Annotated in this window: 15 protein-coding genes; 8 read left to right on the forward strand and 7 right to left on the reverse strand. The window is 59.6% G+C overall.

What is annotated here, in order from left to right; translation table 11 throughout:
* Nucleotides 1-11: 11 nt before the first annotated feature.
* The 4 genes from xdhC to ACQZ63_RS15630 all read right to left on the reverse strand — a co-directional run bounded on the left by xdhC (nt 12) and on the right by ACQZ63_RS15630 (nt 5,585).
* Nucleotides 12-860, reverse strand: coding sequence for a xanthine dehydrogenase accessory protein XdhC (xdhC, locus tag ACQZ63_RS15615; protein WP_113556426.1), 849 nt, complete (start codon nt 858-860; stop codon nt 12-14).
* Nucleotides 861-871: 11 nt separating this feature from the next.
* Complete coding sequence (gene xdhB, locus ACQZ63_RS15620) at nt 872-3,211, reverse strand: xanthine dehydrogenase molybdopterin binding subunit (RefSeq protein ID WP_162763676.1); 2,340 nt, start codon at nt 3,209-3,211, stop codon at nt 872-874.
* A gap of 3 nt (nt 3,212-3,214) precedes the next feature.
* The gene (gene xdhA / locus ACQZ63_RS15625; RefSeq protein ID WP_448799313.1) at nt 3,215-4,684 is read right to left on the reverse strand and encodes a xanthine dehydrogenase small subunit; all 1,470 of its coding nucleotides are present in this window, start codon (nt 4,682-4,684) and stop codon (nt 3,215-3,217) included.
* Between the two features lie 124 nt (nt 4,685-4,808).
* Nucleotides 4,809-5,585, reverse strand: coding sequence for a 3-hydroxybutyrate dehydrogenase (locus ACQZ63_RS15630; RefSeq protein ID WP_025594214.1), 777 nt, complete (start codon nt 5,583-5,585; stop codon nt 4,809-4,811).
* Nucleotides 5,586-5,817: 232 nt separating this feature from the next.
* Here ACQZ63_RS15630 and ACQZ63_RS15635 point away from each other — a divergent pair, with 232 nt between their 5' ends.
* The 4 genes from ACQZ63_RS15635 (at nt 5,818) to sbmA (ending at nt 10,448) form a co-directional block, all read left to right on the forward strand.
* A complete protein-coding gene (locus ACQZ63_RS15635) occupies nt 5,818-6,879 on the forward strand; it encodes an LLM class flavin-dependent oxidoreductase (protein WP_113556439.1) in 1,062 nt (353 codons plus the stop codon).
* 54 nt (nt 6,880-6,933) lie between these two features.
* Complete coding sequence (gene map / locus ACQZ63_RS15640) at nt 6,934-7,686, forward strand: type I methionyl aminopeptidase (protein WP_003513640.1); 753 nt, start codon at nt 6,934-6,936, stop codon at nt 7,684-7,686.
* A 110-nt stretch (nt 7,687-7,796) separates the two neighbouring features.
* Nucleotides 7,797-8,987, forward strand: coding sequence for an MFS transporter (locus ACQZ63_RS15645; protein ID WP_080797951.1), 1,191 nt, complete (start codon nt 7,797-7,799; stop codon nt 8,985-8,987).
* 192 nt (nt 8,988-9,179) lie between these two features.
* Nucleotides 9,180-10,448, forward strand: a complete 1,269-nt coding sequence (gene sbmA / locus ACQZ63_RS15650) for a peptide antibiotic transporter SbmA (RefSeq protein WP_003513636.1) — start codon at nt 9,180-9,182, stop codon at nt 10,446-10,448.
* Between the two features lie 55 nt (nt 10,449-10,503).
* Here sbmA and ACQZ63_RS15655 read toward each other — a convergent pair whose 3' ends face one another.
* Complete coding sequence (locus ACQZ63_RS15655) at nt 10,504-11,487, reverse strand: polysaccharide deacetylase family protein (protein ID WP_113556424.1); 984 nt, start codon at nt 11,485-11,487, stop codon at nt 10,504-10,506.
* Between the two features lie 151 nt (nt 11,488-11,638).
* Between ACQZ63_RS15655 and ACQZ63_RS15660 the strand changes: the two genes are divergently transcribed.
* The 4 genes from ACQZ63_RS15660 (at nt 11,639) to ACQZ63_RS15675 (ending at nt 15,328) form a co-directional block, all read left to right on the forward strand.
* Nucleotides 11,639-12,223 (forward strand): NnrU family protein, encoded by a 585-nt coding sequence (locus ACQZ63_RS15660; protein WP_065659129.1) that lies wholly within the window; start codon nt 11,639-11,641, stop codon nt 12,221-12,223.
* A 154-nt stretch (nt 12,224-12,377) separates the two neighbouring features.
* The gene (locus tag ACQZ63_RS15665; protein WP_003513632.1) at nt 12,378-13,049 is read left to right on the forward strand and encodes a tetratricopeptide repeat protein; all 672 of its coding nucleotides are present in this window, start codon (nt 12,378-12,380) and stop codon (nt 13,047-13,049) included.
* 33 nt (nt 13,050-13,082) lie between these two features.
* Nucleotides 13,083-14,513 (forward strand): ribosome biogenesis GTPase Der, encoded by a 1,431-nt coding sequence (gene der, locus ACQZ63_RS15670; protein ID WP_003513631.1) that lies wholly within the window; start codon nt 13,083-13,085, stop codon nt 14,511-14,513.
* A 206-nt stretch (nt 14,514-14,719) separates the two neighbouring features.
* Nucleotides 14,720-15,328 carry a DUF2026 family protein gene (locus tag ACQZ63_RS15675; RefSeq protein ID WP_111783611.1) on the forward strand — a complete coding sequence of 203 codons (609 nt, stop codon included), beginning with the start codon at nt 14,720-14,722 and terminating at the stop codon, nt 15,326-15,328.
* 190 nt (nt 15,329-15,518) lie between these two features.
* On the opposite strand, the gene ACQZ63_RS15680 is transcribed toward ACQZ63_RS15675, so the two are convergent.
* On the reverse strand, nt 15,519-16,568 hold the full coding sequence (locus ACQZ63_RS15680) for a bifunctional monoglucosyl/glucuronosyl diacylglycerol synthase (protein WP_013636642.1): 1,050 nt from the start codon (nt 16,566-16,568) through the stop codon (nt 15,519-15,521).
* A gap of 209 nt (nt 16,569-16,777) precedes the next feature.
* Complete coding sequence (locus ACQZ63_RS15685) at nt 16,778-17,698, reverse strand: sugar kinase (RefSeq protein WP_162763677.1); 921 nt, start codon at nt 17,696-17,698, stop codon at nt 16,778-16,780.
* Between the last annotated feature and the right edge of the window lie 125 nt (nt 17,699-17,823).

Raw genomic sequence — 17,823 nt, forward strand, 5'->3', positions numbered from 1 at the left:
GCCCGACGGGATCAGGCGTGATCTTGGTCTTGAGGATGGCCGCGCTGATTTTCGGTGCGACGGGTTTCGGCAGCGGAAAATGCTTGCAGCAACTCGGCTGCCACAAGGGCCGCTATGACGGCGGGGCGCTTGTCCTTGACGCTACTTCCACCGATCGGCAGGATGAGTTTTTGAAGGCGGGTAGCGGGTTCTCCCTCTCGCTCCAGCCAATGGGCGAAGGTGGCGCGTTTGGTTTTCGAGCCGATCATGCCGACATAAGCGAGATCGTCGCGGGCAAGCGCTTCCTTTGCAATCAGGAAATCGAGTGCGTGATCGTGGGTGACGATGATCGCAGCGCCGTTTGCGGGAATTTTCGCGATCAGCGCTTCCGGCATGGGGGTCAGCACGGATAAGACACCGGCTGAAAGATCGCGCAACTCGTTTTCACGGGTTTCCACCACGGTCAGTGTCAAAGGCAGAAGCGACAGAGCATCTGCCAGCGCCTTGCCGACATGGCCCGCCCCGAAAATGAAGACGGCCGGCTGCTGCTCGGTTTCAGCCTTAAGCCTTGCCTCGAGTGCTGCCGCGATGTCCGGCGTTACCAGCCGGAAGCGGAGCAAGGTGCGGCCGCCGCAGCATTGGCCGATTTCGGGGCCGAGCGGAATATCCATGCCGTCTTCGGTCGTACCGTTCTTCAACATGGCATGGGAATGGTCTATCGCCATATATTCGAACTGCCCGCCGCCGATGGTCTCCCACAGCGCCTTCCGGCTTACCAGCATGAAGGTTCCCGCCTCGCGCGGCGATGACCCTTTCACGGCCTCGATTTCCACGAGGATTGCAGGTCCGGAGCTGGCGAGGAAGCGGGAGAGGGACGTCATTGTGTCTCCCCTCACACCTTCTTCAACCGTTCCACCGCCATCAGCACCCGCTCGGGCGTTGCCGGCGCATCGAGGCGTGGGCAGACCTTGTAGTCGGCGATGGACGCGACGGCCATGGAGAGTGCTTCGAGAACCGAGATCGCCAGCATGAAAGGCGGTTCGCCCACGGCCTTGGAGCGGCCGATGGTGGGCTCGGCGTTTTCCGACCATTCCGCCAGTTGAACGTTGAAAATCTTCGGCCGGTCGGAGGCAAGCGGGATCTTGTAGGTGGAGGGAGCGTGGGTGCGCAGCCGCCCCTTGCCGTCCCACCATAATTCCTCCGTCGTCAGCCAGCCCATGCCCTGCACGAAGGCGCCTTCCACCTGGCCGATATCGATGGCCGGGTTCAGCGACTTGCCGACATCGTGGAGAATATCGGTGCGTTCCATCATGTATTCGCCGGTCAGTGTATCGATCGACACTTCCGAACAGGCCGCGCCATAGGCGAAATAATAAAACGGCGTGCCGCGGCCTGCGGCACGATCCCAATGGATTTTCGGGGTCTTGTAAAAACCGGCGGCGGAAAGCTGGACGCGGGCGAAATAGGCTCGTTTGATGAAATCGTTGAAGGCGATTTCCTCAAGCCCGATGCGCACCCGGTTTGGCAGGAAGACAACCTCTTCTTCCGGCACGTTCCAGTTCTCGGCGGCGAATTTGATGAGCCTTTCCCGGATCTGGCGGGCGGCGTCATAGGCGGCCATGCCATTAAGGTCCGTACCGGACGAGGCGGCCGTGGCCGACGTATTGGGCACCTTGCCCGTGGTCGTGGCGGTGATTTTCACCCGGCCAATATCCACCTGGAAGGCATCGGCCACCACCTGCGCCACCTTGGTGTAGAGGCCCTGGCCCATTTCGGTGCCGCCATGGTTCAGGTGGATCGAACCGTCATTATAGATATGCACCAGCGCGCCCGCCTGATTGAAGGCGGTCATGGTGAAGGAGATGCCGAACTTGACAGGGGTGAGCGCAATGCCCTTGCGGATGATCGGGCTGGTCTTGTTGAACTCGACAATTGCTTGCCTGCGCGCGCGGTATTTGCTGGATGCTTCCAGTTCCTCGACGACGCGGGCGATGACGTTGTCCTCGACCTCCTGATGATAGGGGGTCGTGGTGCGGCCCGAACCGGTTTCGCCGTAGAAATTGAGCTTGCGGACATCGAGCGGGTCCTTGCCGACGGCATAGGCGATTTCCTCGATGAAACGCTCAGCACCGAGCATGCCCTGCGGGCCGCCGAAACCGCGAAAGGCGGTGTTGGAGACGGTATGGGTTTTGAGCGGCCGGGAGGTCAGATGCACATGCGGATAGAAATAGCTGGAATCGGCGTGAAACAGCGCGCGGTCGGTTACCGGGCCGGACAGGTCGGAGGAAAAGCCGCAGCGGGCGGCATAGGTGGCGTCGACGGCGTGGATGCGGCCTTCCTCATCGAAGCCTAGCTCGTAATCGACGCGGAAATCGTGGCGTTTGCCGGTGGCGGTCATGTCTTCGTCGCGGTCGGGGCGGATTTTCACGGCCCGGTTCAGCTTCTTGGCGGCAATGGCGCAAAGGGCTGCGAACTGGTTTCCCTGGGTTTCCTTGCCGCCGAAACCGCCGCCCATGCGCCGCACCTGCACCGTGACGGCATTGGATGGCACCTGAAGGATGTGGCTGACAATGTGCTGGATTTCGCTCGGATGCTGGGTGGAGCTCCACAGCGTCACCTCATCGTCCTCGCCCGGCACGGCCATGGCGATGTGGCTTTCAAGATAAAAATGCTCCTGCCCGCCGATCCGCATCGTGCCGGTCAGGCGGCGGGGTGCCACGTCCATTTCGAGCTTCGCATCGCCACGCTTCAGCGTCATCGGATCGATGACGAGCGCACCGCCATTTTCAATCGCCGTGTCGATATCGGTGAAATGCGGCAGGTCCTTGTAGACGATTTTCGCCCTGCGGGCGGCCTTGCGGGCAATATCGCGGCTTTCAGCGAAGACCGCGAAGATCGGCTGGCCGTGAAATTCAACCTTCGTTTCGGCCAGCAGCGGCTCGTCATGACGCCCGCCGGAGGAGACGTCGTTTTCGCCGGGCACGTCTTTACCTGTCATCACCCATAACACGCCCGGCGCAGCTTCCACTTCCGAAAGGTCCATCGAGACGATTTCGGCATGGGCCCGGTCGGAAAGGCCAAGCGCACCGTGAACGAGGCCGGCGGGTTCGGGAATATCGTCGATATATTCGGCGCTGCCCGTCACATGTTTATGGGCAGAATCGTGCCTGAGCGAGGCGTGTACAGGGCCGTCGATTTCGGTCTTGGTCTTATCGAAGCTTGTCGTGTCCATGGTTCAAGCCTCCTCCAGCGAGAAGCGGGCAAGTTCCTGCTTTTCCCCTGATGTCTCGAGGAAAAACCGCGTCAGCAGGTTCTTGGCCGTCAGTTGCCGATATTCGGCGGTGGCGCGCCAGTCGGTTAGCGGGGTGAAATCATCGTCCAGCGCATCGCGCGCCGCATCGATCGTTTCCTGAGACCAGGGCTTGCCGAGAAGTGCTGCCTCCAGATGCGCGGCGCGTTTCGGCGTGCCGGCCATACCGCCAAAGGCGATGCGGATGTCTTCAACCGTGCCATCGGCGTCGAGCGCCAGATGGAAGGCGGCGCAGAGAGCGGAGATATCCTCGTCCCGGCGCTTGGAAATCTTGTAGACGGCGTAGTGACTTCCCGGCGTCTGGAACGGAATGAAAAGCTTTTCGACGAATTCGCCGCTCAGCCGGTCCTGTTTGCCATAATCGATGAAATAGCTTTCCAGCGGAAAGGTGCGGCTGCCGGAAGACGAGCGCAAGGTGAGCGTGGCGCCGAGCGCGATCAGGGCCGGGGGCGTGTCGCCGATGGGCGAACCGTTGGCGATGTTGCCGCCGATGGTTCCCATATTGCGCACCTGTTCGCCGCCAAGACGATCGAACAGCCGGGCAAGCGGCGGGAAATGTTCTGCAATGGTCTTGAAGGCCTGGCTGTAGGTGACACCTGCACCGAGCGTCACGCCGTTCTCATCCACGGCAATACCCTGCAGATCACCGAGGTTGTTGATGAAGATGACAGGGTTAAGCGCCCGCATCTGCTTTGTCACCCACAGGCCGACATCAGTGGAACCGGCAACGATGGTAGCCTTCGGCTCGGCGGCATAGATATCGGTCAATTCAGCAAGCGTTGCCGGGATGATGGTCCGATCTTCGCCGCGGGTAACCGTAATGGTTTCATTGGCGCGGATCGCCCAGAGCCTTGCCATGATATCGGTGCGGTCGCGTTGCAGCGGGTCGAACAGCGCACTCGGGCGGGCGGCTGCAATCTTTTCGGCAGCCCGTACAATCGGCTCGTAACCCGTGCATCGACAGAGATTGCCTTGCAGTGCCTTTTCAATATCGGCGCGGGACGGGTTTTCGCTGGCAAGCCACAGGCCGTAGAGCGACATGATGAAGCCCGGCGTGCAGAAACCGCATTGGGAACCGTGGAAATCCACCATTGCCTGCTGCACGGGGTGAAGCGTGCCATCGCGGCCGGCCAGATGCTCTACCGTCACGATATGGGTTGCATGCAGCGAGCCCAAAAAGCGGATGCAGGCATTGACGCTTTCATAACGCAGCGAGCCATCAACAAGCCGCCCGACCAGCACCGTGCAGGCGCCGCAGTCACCTTCAGCACAGCCTTCTTTCGTCCCGGTCAGCCGTCTTTGAAGGCGGAGATAATCGAGAAGCGTGTCTGTTGGTCCGAAACCCTTAAGCGAAATGGTTTCGCTGTTGAGGATGAAGCTGATCGCGTCGTTCATGCACTGCCTTGCTTTTTGTCCGGTTGAGCCGGTTCCCAATCTGCTATCTATGCACGCCCGCGCGCGCATATCGATTTCCGTTTTGGCAATTCATTGTTTCCAAAACGGAAAGAGATGTCATCGATTATTGCGCTGTCCAGCCGCCATCGACGGAAATATGCGTGCCGGTAATGTTGCTGGCGGCATCGCTTGCCAGAAACAGCGCCGCTGCCGCCACGTCATCAATGGTGACGAATTGCTTTGTCGCCTGCAATTCCAGCATCACGTCGTTCTTCACCGCCTCTTCGCTGATGCCGCGCACCTTGGCCATTTCCGGTATCTGCTTTTCGACGAGCGGCGTCAGCACATAACCGGGACAGATGGCGTTGACGGTGACGCCCGTCTGCGCAAGCTCGAGCGCCGCCGTCTTCGTCAGGCCCATGATGCCGTGCTTGGCTGCCACATAGGCCGATTTGAACGGCGAGGCGACGAGACCGTGGGCAGAGGCAATGTTGATGATACGGCCTTTGCCGGCCTTCTTCATCAGGGGTATCGCAACGCGCATCGTATGGAAGGAACTGGTCAGATTGATGGCGATGATCCAATCCCACTTTTCCGTCGGAAACTCCTCGATCGGAGCGATATGCTGAATGCCGGCATTGTTGACGAGCACATCGACCGAACCAAGCTTTTCATGCGCGGAATTGATGAGATCGGCAATCTCGTCCGGTTTCGTCATATCTGCCGGGTGGTAGAGCACACGCCCGCCACTTTCGGCTTCCAGCAAGAGGCGGAGTTTTTCAATTTCGTCTTCGTCGCCGAAGCCATTCAGCACGATATTCGCGCCCTCCCTCGCAAATCTCTGTGCGATGCCAAGGCCGATGCCACTTGTGGAGCCTGTCACGATAACTGTCCGATGCATGCTTTCCCCTTTTTGCATTACTTCGCACATATTTAAGCAGGTTATGCCCAAAGGGGGCGGGCTGGCAATCGCGATTTCGGGCGCGATTTCGGGGGAGGCCGGCATGGGGCATAATGCGCCGGCGCCCATCCACTTTTTCGAAGCTAAGCATCCAGATTTTACGCCAGATTTTGCATTTGTCTGGAGGGCCGTCCGTGCCTATCTCTCAGACAATCAAACAGAGGTATCGTCTATGGAACTCGGTCTTTACACTTTTGCGGATGTCAATCCCAACCCCGCCGATGGCCGTGGGCCGGAAGGTGCGCGCCGGCTGCGCGAACTGCTTGAGGAAATCGAGCTTGCCGATCAGGTCGGACTGGATGTGTTTGGGCTGGGTGAACATCACCGCCCGGACTATGTCGCGTCCTCACCCTCCACCGTGCTTGCGGCGGCGGCGGTCAAGACGAAGAATATCCGCCTGACGAGCGCTGTCTCGGTTCTGAGTTCGGATGATCCGGTCCGGGTCTTCCAGCAATTCTCCACCGTCGATCTCCTGTCGAACGGCCGTGCCGAAATCATGGCCGGGCGCGGTTCCTTCATCGAATCTTACCCCCTGTTCGGTTACGACCTCGAAGACTATGACGTGCTGTTTGCGGAAAAGCTCGACCTGCTCTTGGCGCTGCGCGAGAACGAAATCGTCACCTGGTCCGGCACCAAACATCCGGCCATCAATGGGCGCGGGGTCTATCCGCGTCCTCTTCAGGAGCGTCTGCCGGTCTGGATCGCGGTTGGCGGCACGCCGCAATCGGTGGCGCGGGCCGGCGCCATGGGGCTGCCGGTGGCGCTTGCCATCATCGGCGGCGAATATCGCCGTTTCGCGCCGCTGTTCGATCTCTATCACGAAGCTGCACGCCGGGCGGGGCAGGAAAAGACCAGGCTGCGCACCAGCATCAACGTGCACGGCTTCATTGCCGACACCACCGATAAGGCGGCGGACCAGTTTTACGGACCGCAGGCAGAGGTGATGAACCGCATCGGCCGCGAGCGCGGCTGGGGTCCGACAAACCGCGCGCATTTCGATGCGGCGCGTGGGCCGGAGGGCAACCTCTTCCTTGGCGAACCTGAGCTGGTGGCGGAAAAGATCATCAAGGCGCACGGCGTTTTCAAGAACGACCGTTTCCTGTTGCAGATGGCAATCGGCCTGATGCCGCATGACCAGATCATGCGCGGCATCGAGCTTTATGGTACGAAAGTCGCGCCTGTTGTCAGAAAAGAATTGACGGGGAGTGCCGATCCGGTGGAAGCCACGGCCTGATTATTACCAAGGCGGGCGTCTTCAGACCCGCCATTTAGAACGACGGACAGAAACATGGTCATCTCCACCGACGAAGAACTGGTTTTGCTAAAGGATATCGGTCGCATCTGCGCCGTGGCCATGCAGACCATGGCGGATGCGCTGGAACCCGGTATCACCACGGCCGAACTGGATGCGATCGGCCGAAAGGTACTGGAGGATAACGACGCGCAATCGGCGCCGGAGTTCTGCTACCAGTTTCCCGGCGCGACCTGCATCAGCGTCAACGAAGAGGTTGCGCATGGCATTCCTGGCCCGCGCATCATCAAGGCGGGCGATCTCGTCAATATCGATGTCTCGGCGGTGAAGAGCGGTTTCTTCGGCGATACGGGTTCGTCTTTCGCCGTGCCGCCGGTAAAAAAGGAGATCGAGCGGCTGTGCCGCGATGGCAAGCGCGCCATGTGGACGGGCTTGCAGCAGGTGAAAACCGGTCGGCCCTTTGCCGATATCGGCAATGCCATCGGGTCCTTTGCAAAAAAGAACCGCTACACGCTGATCACCAATCTGGCGAGCCACGGCATCGGCCGCTCCCTGCATGAGGAGCCGAAGGAACTGGCGACCTGGCCGGACAAGGGTGAGCGGCGCATCATGCAGGAGGGCATGGTCTTCACCGTTGAACCCTTCCTGTCGACGGGTGCCTATTGGGCCGAAGATGGCGACGACGATCCGTGGACGCTCTATAGCGATCCGAGCGCGCCGACCGTGCAGTATGAACATACCGTGGTTGCTACGAAGAACGGCCCGCTGGTGCTGACGCTGGTTGAGTGAGGGGATGCGCAGGCGACGGGATCTCGCATCTCGTACCAATAAAGACGGCTTATGCTGCCGATCAAAATAACTCGCTTGTTCCGTGGCAGTGCGGTTGCGATAAGCCGTACATGAGCATCGACAAGCCACTTTCCCCCAAACATCTGACTGCACTCGGTTTCGCCGGCGCCTTGATGATGGCGTCCGCCATGGGCTTCGGCCGTTTTTCCTTCACCCCCATTCTTCCCGGCATGATGGCTGATGTTCCGCTATCGGCGGGGGATGCGGGTATCGTCGCGGCTGGAAATTTCGCCGGTTATCTCGCGGGGGCGGTTCTCGCCGCCTATTCCTGGGGCTCGGGACGCGAACGGCTGGTCGCCCTTTGTGGCTTGTTTTCCACGGGCGCGTTGCTGCTTGCCATGGCCGCCTTCAACTCCGTTGCGGCCTTCACCCTGATCCGGTTTTTCGCCGGCGTTGCCAGTGCGATGACCATGATCTTCACGTCGCAGATCGTCATCGGCCACGCCATGAAAGCTGGCAAGGACCATATTCAGGCGCTGCATTATGGCGGCGTCGGTGCCGGCATCGCGATTTCCTCGCTTGTGGTCTATCTCATCGGCGTCGTTTTTGATGGCGGCGGTGCCTCCTGGCGGGAGGAGTGGATTGCCGGTGCCGTCTTTTCCTTCGCTACGTTTCTTCTCGTCTGGCGGGTGATGCCCGCCGGGCCACCCCGGCATGCCTCTGCGCTGTCGGAGCCGCCGCTCAAATGGACGAAGCCGCTCTTTCTGACGACGCTCGCCTATGGGCTGTTCGGCTTCGGTTACGTCATCACCGCCACCTTCATTGTTGCGATTGCCCGCATGGCTGCTGCTGGCGCTTTCGTGGAATTTCTGGCCTGGTTCGTGACGGGATGTGCCGCCGCCATTTCGCTTTTCCTCTGGAAGCCGGTCTTGAAATCGCAAGGGCTGAAGCGCGCTTTCGTGATCGTGCTTGCTGTGGAAGCCGTCGGCGTCTTCGCTTCCGTCATGCTGCCACCCGTTCCGGGCGTGCTTGCCGGCGGTCTGCTTCTGGGGCTGACCTTCATGGTCATCACCGCCTATGGCCTTCAGCTGGGCCGGGAATTTGCAGGCCCAAGCCCACGCCGCGCCTTTGCCCTGATGACGGCAGCCTTCGGTACTGGACAGATCGTCGGACCACTCGCCGCCGGCTGGATTGCCGAGGTGACGGGAAGTTTTACTGCACCAAGTATTCTCGCCTCTGCCGTGCTTGTCGCCAGCATTCTCCTGATGCTGCCGGTTCTCGCCACGGAGCAGCGGCGCTAAATCCGCCCGGGCATATTGCGCCTCACAAGGGGCGATTTCAGGGGTTCCTTGCGGGATCGATCCGCCGTTTGCGCCTTACATCTTGTTAAGGTCGTCGCTTCTTCGTTGCTGTGCACAAATTTCTGCCCTAGGTTCGGGCCATCTAGTGCTTCGCCAATAATGGCCGACTTCAAACGCGCGTGAGTTCGAAACGTGTTTCATTCTTTCTTTCCCAAACCTAAATTGTTCTTCACCTCCGCCATCGTCTGGGCTTTTGTCGCCATTCTTGGATGGTACTTCATCGTTGAAGGGCTAGGCAGGTCTTGGGGCTACGTGATGCCCGAGCAAGAACCTTACGATCTGAGCTATTTTCTGGTTCCCGCCAATCTGTTCTTCTACGCCTATCTGGCATTGTGCCTGGTGTTGTTCGGGGCTGTCTGGACCGTTCTCGCCAAGGATCACCCTTGGAAGTTCTGGTCCATATGGGGATCGCTGCTGATTATCGCGGTGACCTATTTCGGCGTTCAGATTTCCGTCGTCATCAACAATTTCCGGCGGCCTTTCGGCGATCTCCTGCAAAATGCGCTGTCCAAACAGCCGGGTATCGAAGTCTGGGATTTTTACAGTCTTCAGATTGTCTTCGCCAAGATCGCCTTTCTCAGCATGGCTGTGTCGATCCTCACGGATTTCTTCACCAGCCATTATATCTTCCGCTGGCGCACCGCGATGAACGACTTCTACATGTCAAAATGGGAAAAGCTGCGCCACATCGAAGGTGCCTCGCAGCGCGTTCAGGAAGATACGATGCGGTTCTCCTCCACGCTGGAGGGATTGGGTATTACCCTGATCAATTCGGTCATGACGCTTGTTGTGTTTCTGCCGATCCTGTTTGCGCTGTCGTCCTACGTCTCCGAATTGCCGATCCTTGGCGAAGTGCCGCACGCGCTGTTCTGGCTGGCGATTGTCTGGTCCGTGTTCGGCACCGTGCTTCTGGCGACGGTCGGCATCAAGCTGCCCGGCCTGAATTTCCGCAACCAGCGTGTCGAAGCGGCCTATCGCAAGGAACTGGTCTACGGTGAGGATCACGCCGACCGCGCCCAGCCGCCGACTGTCAAGGAGCTTTACTCCAATGTGCGGAAAAACTATTTCCGCATGTATTGGCACTACCTCTACTTCAACGTCGCGCGGTATTTCTACATTCAGGCCGATGCCGTGTTCCTGCTCCTGATGCTTGTTCCCACCATCGTGGCGGGCAAGATCACCTATGGTATCTACCAGCAGATCGCCACGGCTTTCGGTCAGGTCAGTAATTCGTTCCAGTATCTGGTCAATTCCTGGACCACGATCATCGAGCTGCTGTCCATCCACAAACGTCTTGTGGCTTTCGAGGCCGCGATCGATGACAAGCCACTGCCTGAAATCGACGAGCGTTATCTTCAGCGGGAAGCGGAAGCCGGAGAGCTGGCGGCCAACAAGCCCTGACGGAAAACAAAAAGGGCGGCCGACTGGCCGCCCTTTTGCATTGTATCCGGGGACCTTAGCCCTCGGTCTTCTGCTTCCTGCGCGCCTTGATGATCGGCATGGCCTCGGCGTAACTCACGCAGGCGACATCGTCGCTGCGGCAGACTTCGCGCAGCAGCCGCTCATAGGCGTTCCAATAGGCGCCGCCATTCATCTTCACGAAATGGAAGCCCATCTGCAGAGGGATGCGTTCGCCATTATACTGCTTGTCGAAAGCGGTGCGGAACGCCGCATAGGCGCGGTCCTCGAATTCCTGCGCGCGGTCCGGCGTCTCGATGCCGATGGAGTGGCGGATGAAGAGGTTGTAGTCCATGGCGATGATCGGGCGATTGCCGGGGCCTTCCGGAACCAGCGGCAGACCGAAATGTTCGATGCCGTCGCGCTCCACCGGCCATTCCGGCCCCTTGGTGATGCTGGTGGCGTCATAAACGAAGCCGTGTTTCTTCTGGGCTGCGGTCAGCGCCGGCCCCTGCGAAAGATAGGGCGCGCGGAAACCGTCGATGTTTTTCACCATGTCGCGCCAGCCTTCGGGTTCCTCACCCTTCTTGCCAATCATCTGCCAGGCATTTTCCAGCGTGCTGGTGAAGGTGGTGAACTCGCCGTCCCATTGCTCGGCGGTCCATTGGCCGCCATCGAAATGTCCGCAGGTGTGATTGCCGATTTCGTGGCCTTCGCGATAGGCCGACCAGATGTTGCGCAGCCGCGTCTCCACCTCTTCCGGCGACTGGCCAAATCCGACATTGGAGCGCCCGGCCTTCTGGCCGGGGCCCTGATAGGTCTTGGCGCTGGTCTTACGGTCCATCACCAGCGTGCAGGCAAGGAAATAGGTGAAATGCGCGCCGACCTCCTTCGCCGTCGCCCGACTTCTTTCCCACAGCGAATTGTCGCCCGCACCGTCGAAAGAAACGATGACGAGCTGCTTCGGCTTCTCCGCATTTTCGGCAAAAGCGGGAAGGGCAAGGCAGAGCGACAGGGAAAAAGCAGTCAATGGGCGAAACATCAGGCATCCGTCATGTGAAACACCGCTGCCTTTTGCGTGTGGAATAAGGCGAAGCTTTGAATAAACTGGCTTTTTTACGTCTTTCAGCCTAATTCCTTTTCTGCGTCGCGGTAATGAGGCCGCATTCCGTTCCACCGGGGGACCGTGTTCCATGCTTTTTCTCGTACTCTGTCTTGCCTTGTTTTTCCTGACGCATCTTTTGAAGGTGTTTGCGCCGCAATTTCGCGCGCAGATGATCGCGAAGATGGGAGAAGGACCGTTCAAGGGCGTCTATTCTCTCGCAAGCCTCGTAACGCTCGGTCTCGTCATCTATGCGTTTGGCGAGGCGCGACAGGAAACCGGCGTTCTGTGGAACCCGCCGGTCTGGACGAGCCACCTCGCCGTGACCCTGATGCTGCCCGCGATGATCTGTCTTATCGCCAGCCTCATCCCGGCTGGCCACATCGCAACCAGAACAAAACATCCGCTCATTCTGGCGGTCAAGATCTGGGCGCTCGCCCATCTTCTGGCGAATGGAGAGACCTCTTCGATTCTTCTCTTTGCATCGTTCCTCGCCTGGGGTGTGGTGATGCGGATTTCGCTGAAGCGCCGGGAAAGAGCGGGTGAAAAAGTGGTCCGTCCCTTCGTCTCGGGCCGTTACGATCTGGTGGCCATCGTCGGCGGCATCGTTCTCTGGGGCGCTTTCATCCTGAAACTGCACGAATGGTTGATCGGCGTTCAGCCCATCGCCATGTAGGAAATCAACGTTTCCCCCTTACATATCAGGCAAAATAGGCTAGAAGGCCGACCATGACCCGTCGGCCGGACTTTTGCTGACCCGGGTAAGCGGCTTGGTATGTCTGCGAACGGATGGATCGGCGACGATCTCCGCGCGGGTAACGGAGAATTTGATGGCAAACGAAAATGATACCTTTATCCGCGAAGTGAACGAGCAGATCCGTTCCGAGCAGCTTTCCCGTTTCTGGGGCCGCTACGGTATCGTGGTCGTTGGCGCCGCCGTTCTCGTGGTTGTGGGCGCCGCCGGTGCTGGCATCTACGAATACTGGAACACCAGCCGCGCTTCCAATTCCGGCGACCAGTTCATTGCGGCGCTGAAGCTTGCTTCCGACAACAAGACGGACGAAGCGCTGAAGGCCTTTGCCGATCTTGAAACCTCCGGTCATGGCAATTATCCGGTACTGGCGAAGTTCCGTTCTGCGACGCTGCTTTCGCAGAAGGGCGATGCGGCCGGCGCCATCGCTGCCTTCACCGCGATCGGCAACGACACGTCTGCCCCGCAGGTCTTCCGCGATACGGCGAAGGTGCGCGCGGCGTGGCTGCTGGTTGACAACGGCACGTATGATCAGGTCGTTGCACTAGCGGAGCCATTGAGCGGCGAAGGCCAGACCATGCGTGCATCGGCTCGCGAAGCCCTTGGTCTTGCCGCCTACAAGGCTGGCGATTTCGCCAAGGCCAAACAATGGTTCGAGCAGATCGTCAGCGACGCGCAGGCGCCACGCAATGTGACGAACCGCGCGCAGATCATGCTCGACAATATCACTGCTTCGGGCAAAGCTGTCTAACACGGCTTTCCCACCTCCAAGGATTAACAATCAATGAGCTTCACCGTCGCCATAGTCGGGCGCCCCAATGTCGGCAAGTCCACGCTTTTCAACCGTCTGGTCGGAAAGAAGCTGGCGCTTGTCGACGATACGCCGGGCGTGACCCGTGACCGCCGCCCCGGCGACGCGAAGCTTGTCGACCTTCGTTTCACCATCATCGATACCGCTGGTCTGGAGCAATCCGGGCCGGAGACGCTTCAGGGCCGCATGTGGGCGCAGACCGAAGCGGCGATCGACGAAGCCGATGTGACGCTTTTTGTCGTTGACGCCAAGGCAGGCCTGACGCCCGCCGATGAAACGCTGGCCGAAATGCTGCGCCGTCGTGGCAAGCCGGTGGTTCTGGTGGCCAACAAGTCCGAGGCGCGCGGTTCCGATGCGGGCTTCTACGATGCCTTTACGCTCGGTCTTGGCGATCCGTGCGCCATCTCGGCCGAACATGGCCAGGGCATGATCGACCTGCGCGACGCCATCGTCGAGGCGATCGGCGAAGACGTCGCCTTCCCGCCTGAAGTGGATGAGGCGGAGACCGATATCGTTCTTCCGCGCACTGAGCCAGGCAGCGAGGAAGAGGAAGAAGAAGAGCCTGTTTATGACGAGACCAAGCCGCTGCGTGTCGCCATCATCGGCCGACCGAATGCGGGCAAGTCCACCCTCATCAACCGTTTCCTTGGTGAAGACCGCCTGCTAACCGGCCCGGAAGCGGGCATTACCCGCGACAGTATTTCCGTCGAGTGGGACTGGCGCGGCCGCACCATCAAGATGTTCGACACGGCCGGCATGCGCCGCAAGGCCAGGGTAACGGAGAAGCTGGAGAAGCTCTCGGTCGCGGATTCCCTGCGCTCCATTCGTTTCGCCGAAACGGTGGTGATCGTGTTCGACAGCACCATTCCGTTCGAAAAGCAGGACCTGCAGCTGGTCGATCTCGTTATCCGCGAAGGCCGCGCCGCCGTGCTTGCCTTCAACAAATGGGATCTGGTTGAAGATCCGCAGGCGTTTCTGGCCGATCTGCGTGAAAAGACCGAGCGGCTTCTGCCGCAGGCCCGCGGCATTCGCGCCGTGCCGATGTCCGGCCAGACGGGCTATGGCCTTGACCGGTTGATGCAGAACATCATCGATACCGACAAGATCTGGAACCGCCGCATCTCGACCGCCAAGCTCAACCGCTGGCTCGATGCGCAGACCACGCAGCATCCGCCGCCGGCCGTTTCCGGCCGCCGCCTCAAGCTGAAATACATGACGCAGGTAAAGGCGCGACCGCCGGCCTTCATGATTTCCTGCACCCGACCGGAAGCCATTCCGGAGAGCTATACGCGGTATCTGGTGAACGGTCTGCGCAAGGATTTCGACATGCCGGGCGTGCCGATCCGCGTGCATTATCGTGGCTCCGATAATCCGTTCGAGAGCAAGGCGAAGAAGAGGCGGTAATCGGCTGCTGAAAACCTCCCTCCGTTATTCTCGCGCTAGTCCCGAGAATCTGCAAACTTTCGATTTTGCGACTCGGGAGGTAGATCCTCGGGACAAGCCCGAGGATGACGTTGCGTGGGGCAGAGGTCTCACCAATATCGAGATCGACGGTGAACCGGTCTCTCCCGTTGCCTTCCGATAACCATAAAACCGGCGAGTAAAAAACCATGTTGATCAAGCAGACCGACTATCACCGGATTTACCGCGTCATCAACAGCCTGCTCGTCAACGACAATGCCGACCCGGCTACGGCCTGCATGTATTTCAGCACCTTCGGCGCCTTCATCCTTCAGCAGCATTACAAGGTGAAAGCTGTGCCGAAGGGCGGGCTTGCCGCTTATAATCTTGGTGGAACGGTCATGCTTTTTGCGGACCATCGTGACGATGGTTACGTAACGGGCGCTGGCGATAATTTCCATTGCTGGGTCGAAGCGGAGGGATGGGCGATCGATTTCATGGCGCCCGCTTTTTCGCAGAGCGCACGCGAACTTTCCGTGCCCCCGAAGATGTTTCAGCGTCCGCTATCGGCCATGGCGGCTTCTATCAACGATCTCGATCATTCCGGCGATTTCTTCTACCGCTCCGAGCCGGAAGCCACCGCGCGGCGTTTTGCCGACTGGCATAAGCAGGCGATGATTGGCGATCTGGCGAGCGTCGCCGCGAACTGGTTCCGCAAGTCGCCGAAACAGATGTCCCCGTCGCTTTCGGTCACGGAGCGGAACGGCAAGGCGCGGACGGTGCCGCTTTCCGGCCAGGCGCTCGTCGGCGCGTGGTGATCTGAGACGGGATAAGTCTTTGTGAAATTAGGACGGCCAGCGTGATCTCGCGGCAGCCGCCTGACGTCAATCAGCAGCCCGACCCCGTTCTAAAGATAACGGCGGTCGCGTCCAGATCGTCTTGTGACACTCCTGCTTTGTTTCGTCCACCGTTCCCCGATAAAATGTCGGGGATCAATGTGTCTCCACGTCAGGCAAGTCGTGAGCGGGACAAAAGCGGCAGGGATTTTCCGGCGGCGTGAATGACGTTGTCGAGGAATTGCCGCGATGCCTTTTCCCAGCTGTAGCTTTTGGAAAGCGCCAGGGCCTCCTGCGATGAACAATGGAGCGCTGCAAGACACGCGTCGCGAAGATTGTCATTCAGCGCGCCTGCCCCGGGATTGCCGCCGAGAATATCGATCGGCCCGGTAACGGGGAAGGCGGCCACCGGCACACCGCTCGCCAGCGCTTCCAGAATGGTGTTGCCGAATGTGTCGGTCTTGGACGGGAAAACGAAGACATCGGCCTGCGCATAGGCAGCCGCGAGTTCTTCCCCGGTCTTGATGCCGGTAAACAGCACGTCCGGATATTTTTCCTGCAATTCATGGCGCGCCGGGCCATCGCCGATCACGACCTTCGATCCGGGCAGCTCGAGGTCGAGGAATTCAGGCAGGTTTTTTTCCACCGCCACACGACCGACCGTCATGAAGATCGGTCTCGGCAGATCGAAAGGCAGCGACGTTTTCGGACGTGGATGGAACAGTTCGGCATCGATGCCGCGGCTCCAGCGCTTCAAGTTGCGAACCCCGCGGGCCTCAAGCTCGGTCTCGAGGCTTGGCGTCGCCACCATGCAGGTGTTGCCGCCATTGTGAAACCAGCGCACGAAAGCGTAAAGCCAGCTTTCCGGGATGGGGAAGCGCGCCGCGACATATTCGGGAAAGCGGGTGTGATAGCTGGTGGAAAAACGCATCCTGTTCTTCACGCACCAGCGCCGCGCCATGAAACCCAGCGGACCCTCGGTGGCGATGTGCACGAAGGAGGGCTGGCTTTTTTCAATCTCCGCCGCGACACGGCGATAGCCGGCGACTGACAGGCGGATTTCCGGATAGGTCGGGCAGGGGATGCTGTAGAAACTCTGCGGTGTCACCATGTGCACATCCACGCCCAGCCGCGCGAGTTCCGTATTGGTATTTTCGATGGAACGAACCACGCCGTTGACCTGCGGGTGCCAGGCATCTGTGACAATCGTGATTCTCGTCATGAAACACCGATCCTGCTCGACTGCGCGCGGGCGATTCCCCACCACCCGGCTTCCGCCCGTATATGCGGCGTGCGTGTTACAGGATCATGTCAGGGCGGATGAGGGTAGATAAGTGTCCTTGGCACACACAAGCTTGCTCTGTCCGTAATGCGCTCTCCTGGTCATCCCTGTGACAAGCACAGGTATCAGGAAGCCGGTTCCGTCTGGCATCATCCGACCAGCGGAAGAAGCTCGGGGCTGATCAGCGCGCCGTGATGGCCGATGACGGTTGCCGCTGCCCGTGCGGCAAAGACGGCGGCGTCATGCGGCGAACTGCCGGCTACATATCGGGCGAGAAACGCGCCGTTGAAACTGTCGCCTGCACTTGTCGTATCCACCACATCCACGGCTTCTACCGCCGGAGCGTGGCTGCGTGCGCCGCTGAAATCGAGTGTCGCACCCTTTGCGCCATCCTTGACGACGATGTTGGCGACGCCGAGCGCACGGTAACGCTCGATTGTGGCCTCGACGGATGTGTCACCGAAATGGCTGGCTTCGTCATCGAAACTTGGCATTACCAGCGTTGCGGCGCGTGCGCCGTTGGTAATCGTCTCCAGCATCGTGTCCTTGTCGGACCAGAGGCGCGGGCGGATGTTCGGGTCGAAGACCACGGGCTTGCCCGCTGCCTTGGCGCGGCGCAGTTCCGCAAGGAAAGTATCTACATCGTGCGGCGAGGCGAGAATGGCGAGCGTGATGCCAGAAAAATAGATGACGTCGGCGCTTTCCACCGTCTTGCGCAGGTGGTCCGCATCTGCTGCGAGTTGCCTTGCTGCGGCGGCGTTGCGCCAATAGCTGAAGGTGCGCTCACCATCCTTGAGGTTGATGAGGTAAAGGCCGGGTGTGCCGCCCTTGATGCGGCGGATTTTTTCCGTGCCGATACCGGCATCTGCAATGAAGGCCAGCATGTCCTGCGAAAGAGGATCGTCGCCGAGTGCCGTGAAATAATCGACGGACCAGTCTTCTGGCAGGCAGGCACGTGCATACCATGCCGTATTGAAGGTATCACCGGCAAAACCCTTGCGCAGCAGCCCGTTTCCGGCCTGCGACAGTTCCACCATACATTCGCCAATCGACAGAAATCGTCCGCCCACGCCGTCATCCTCCACTTGCTTTACCTTCGGGATTACGACGACAGGAGGTGCCTGACAAGCCCGCTTCGAGGTGATTTTGGGCATTTGCGAAGTTCCGGTTTACGCAGGGACAGCTGCTTTATATT

Source organism: Agrobacterium sp. CG160-95, assembly GCF_053521725.1.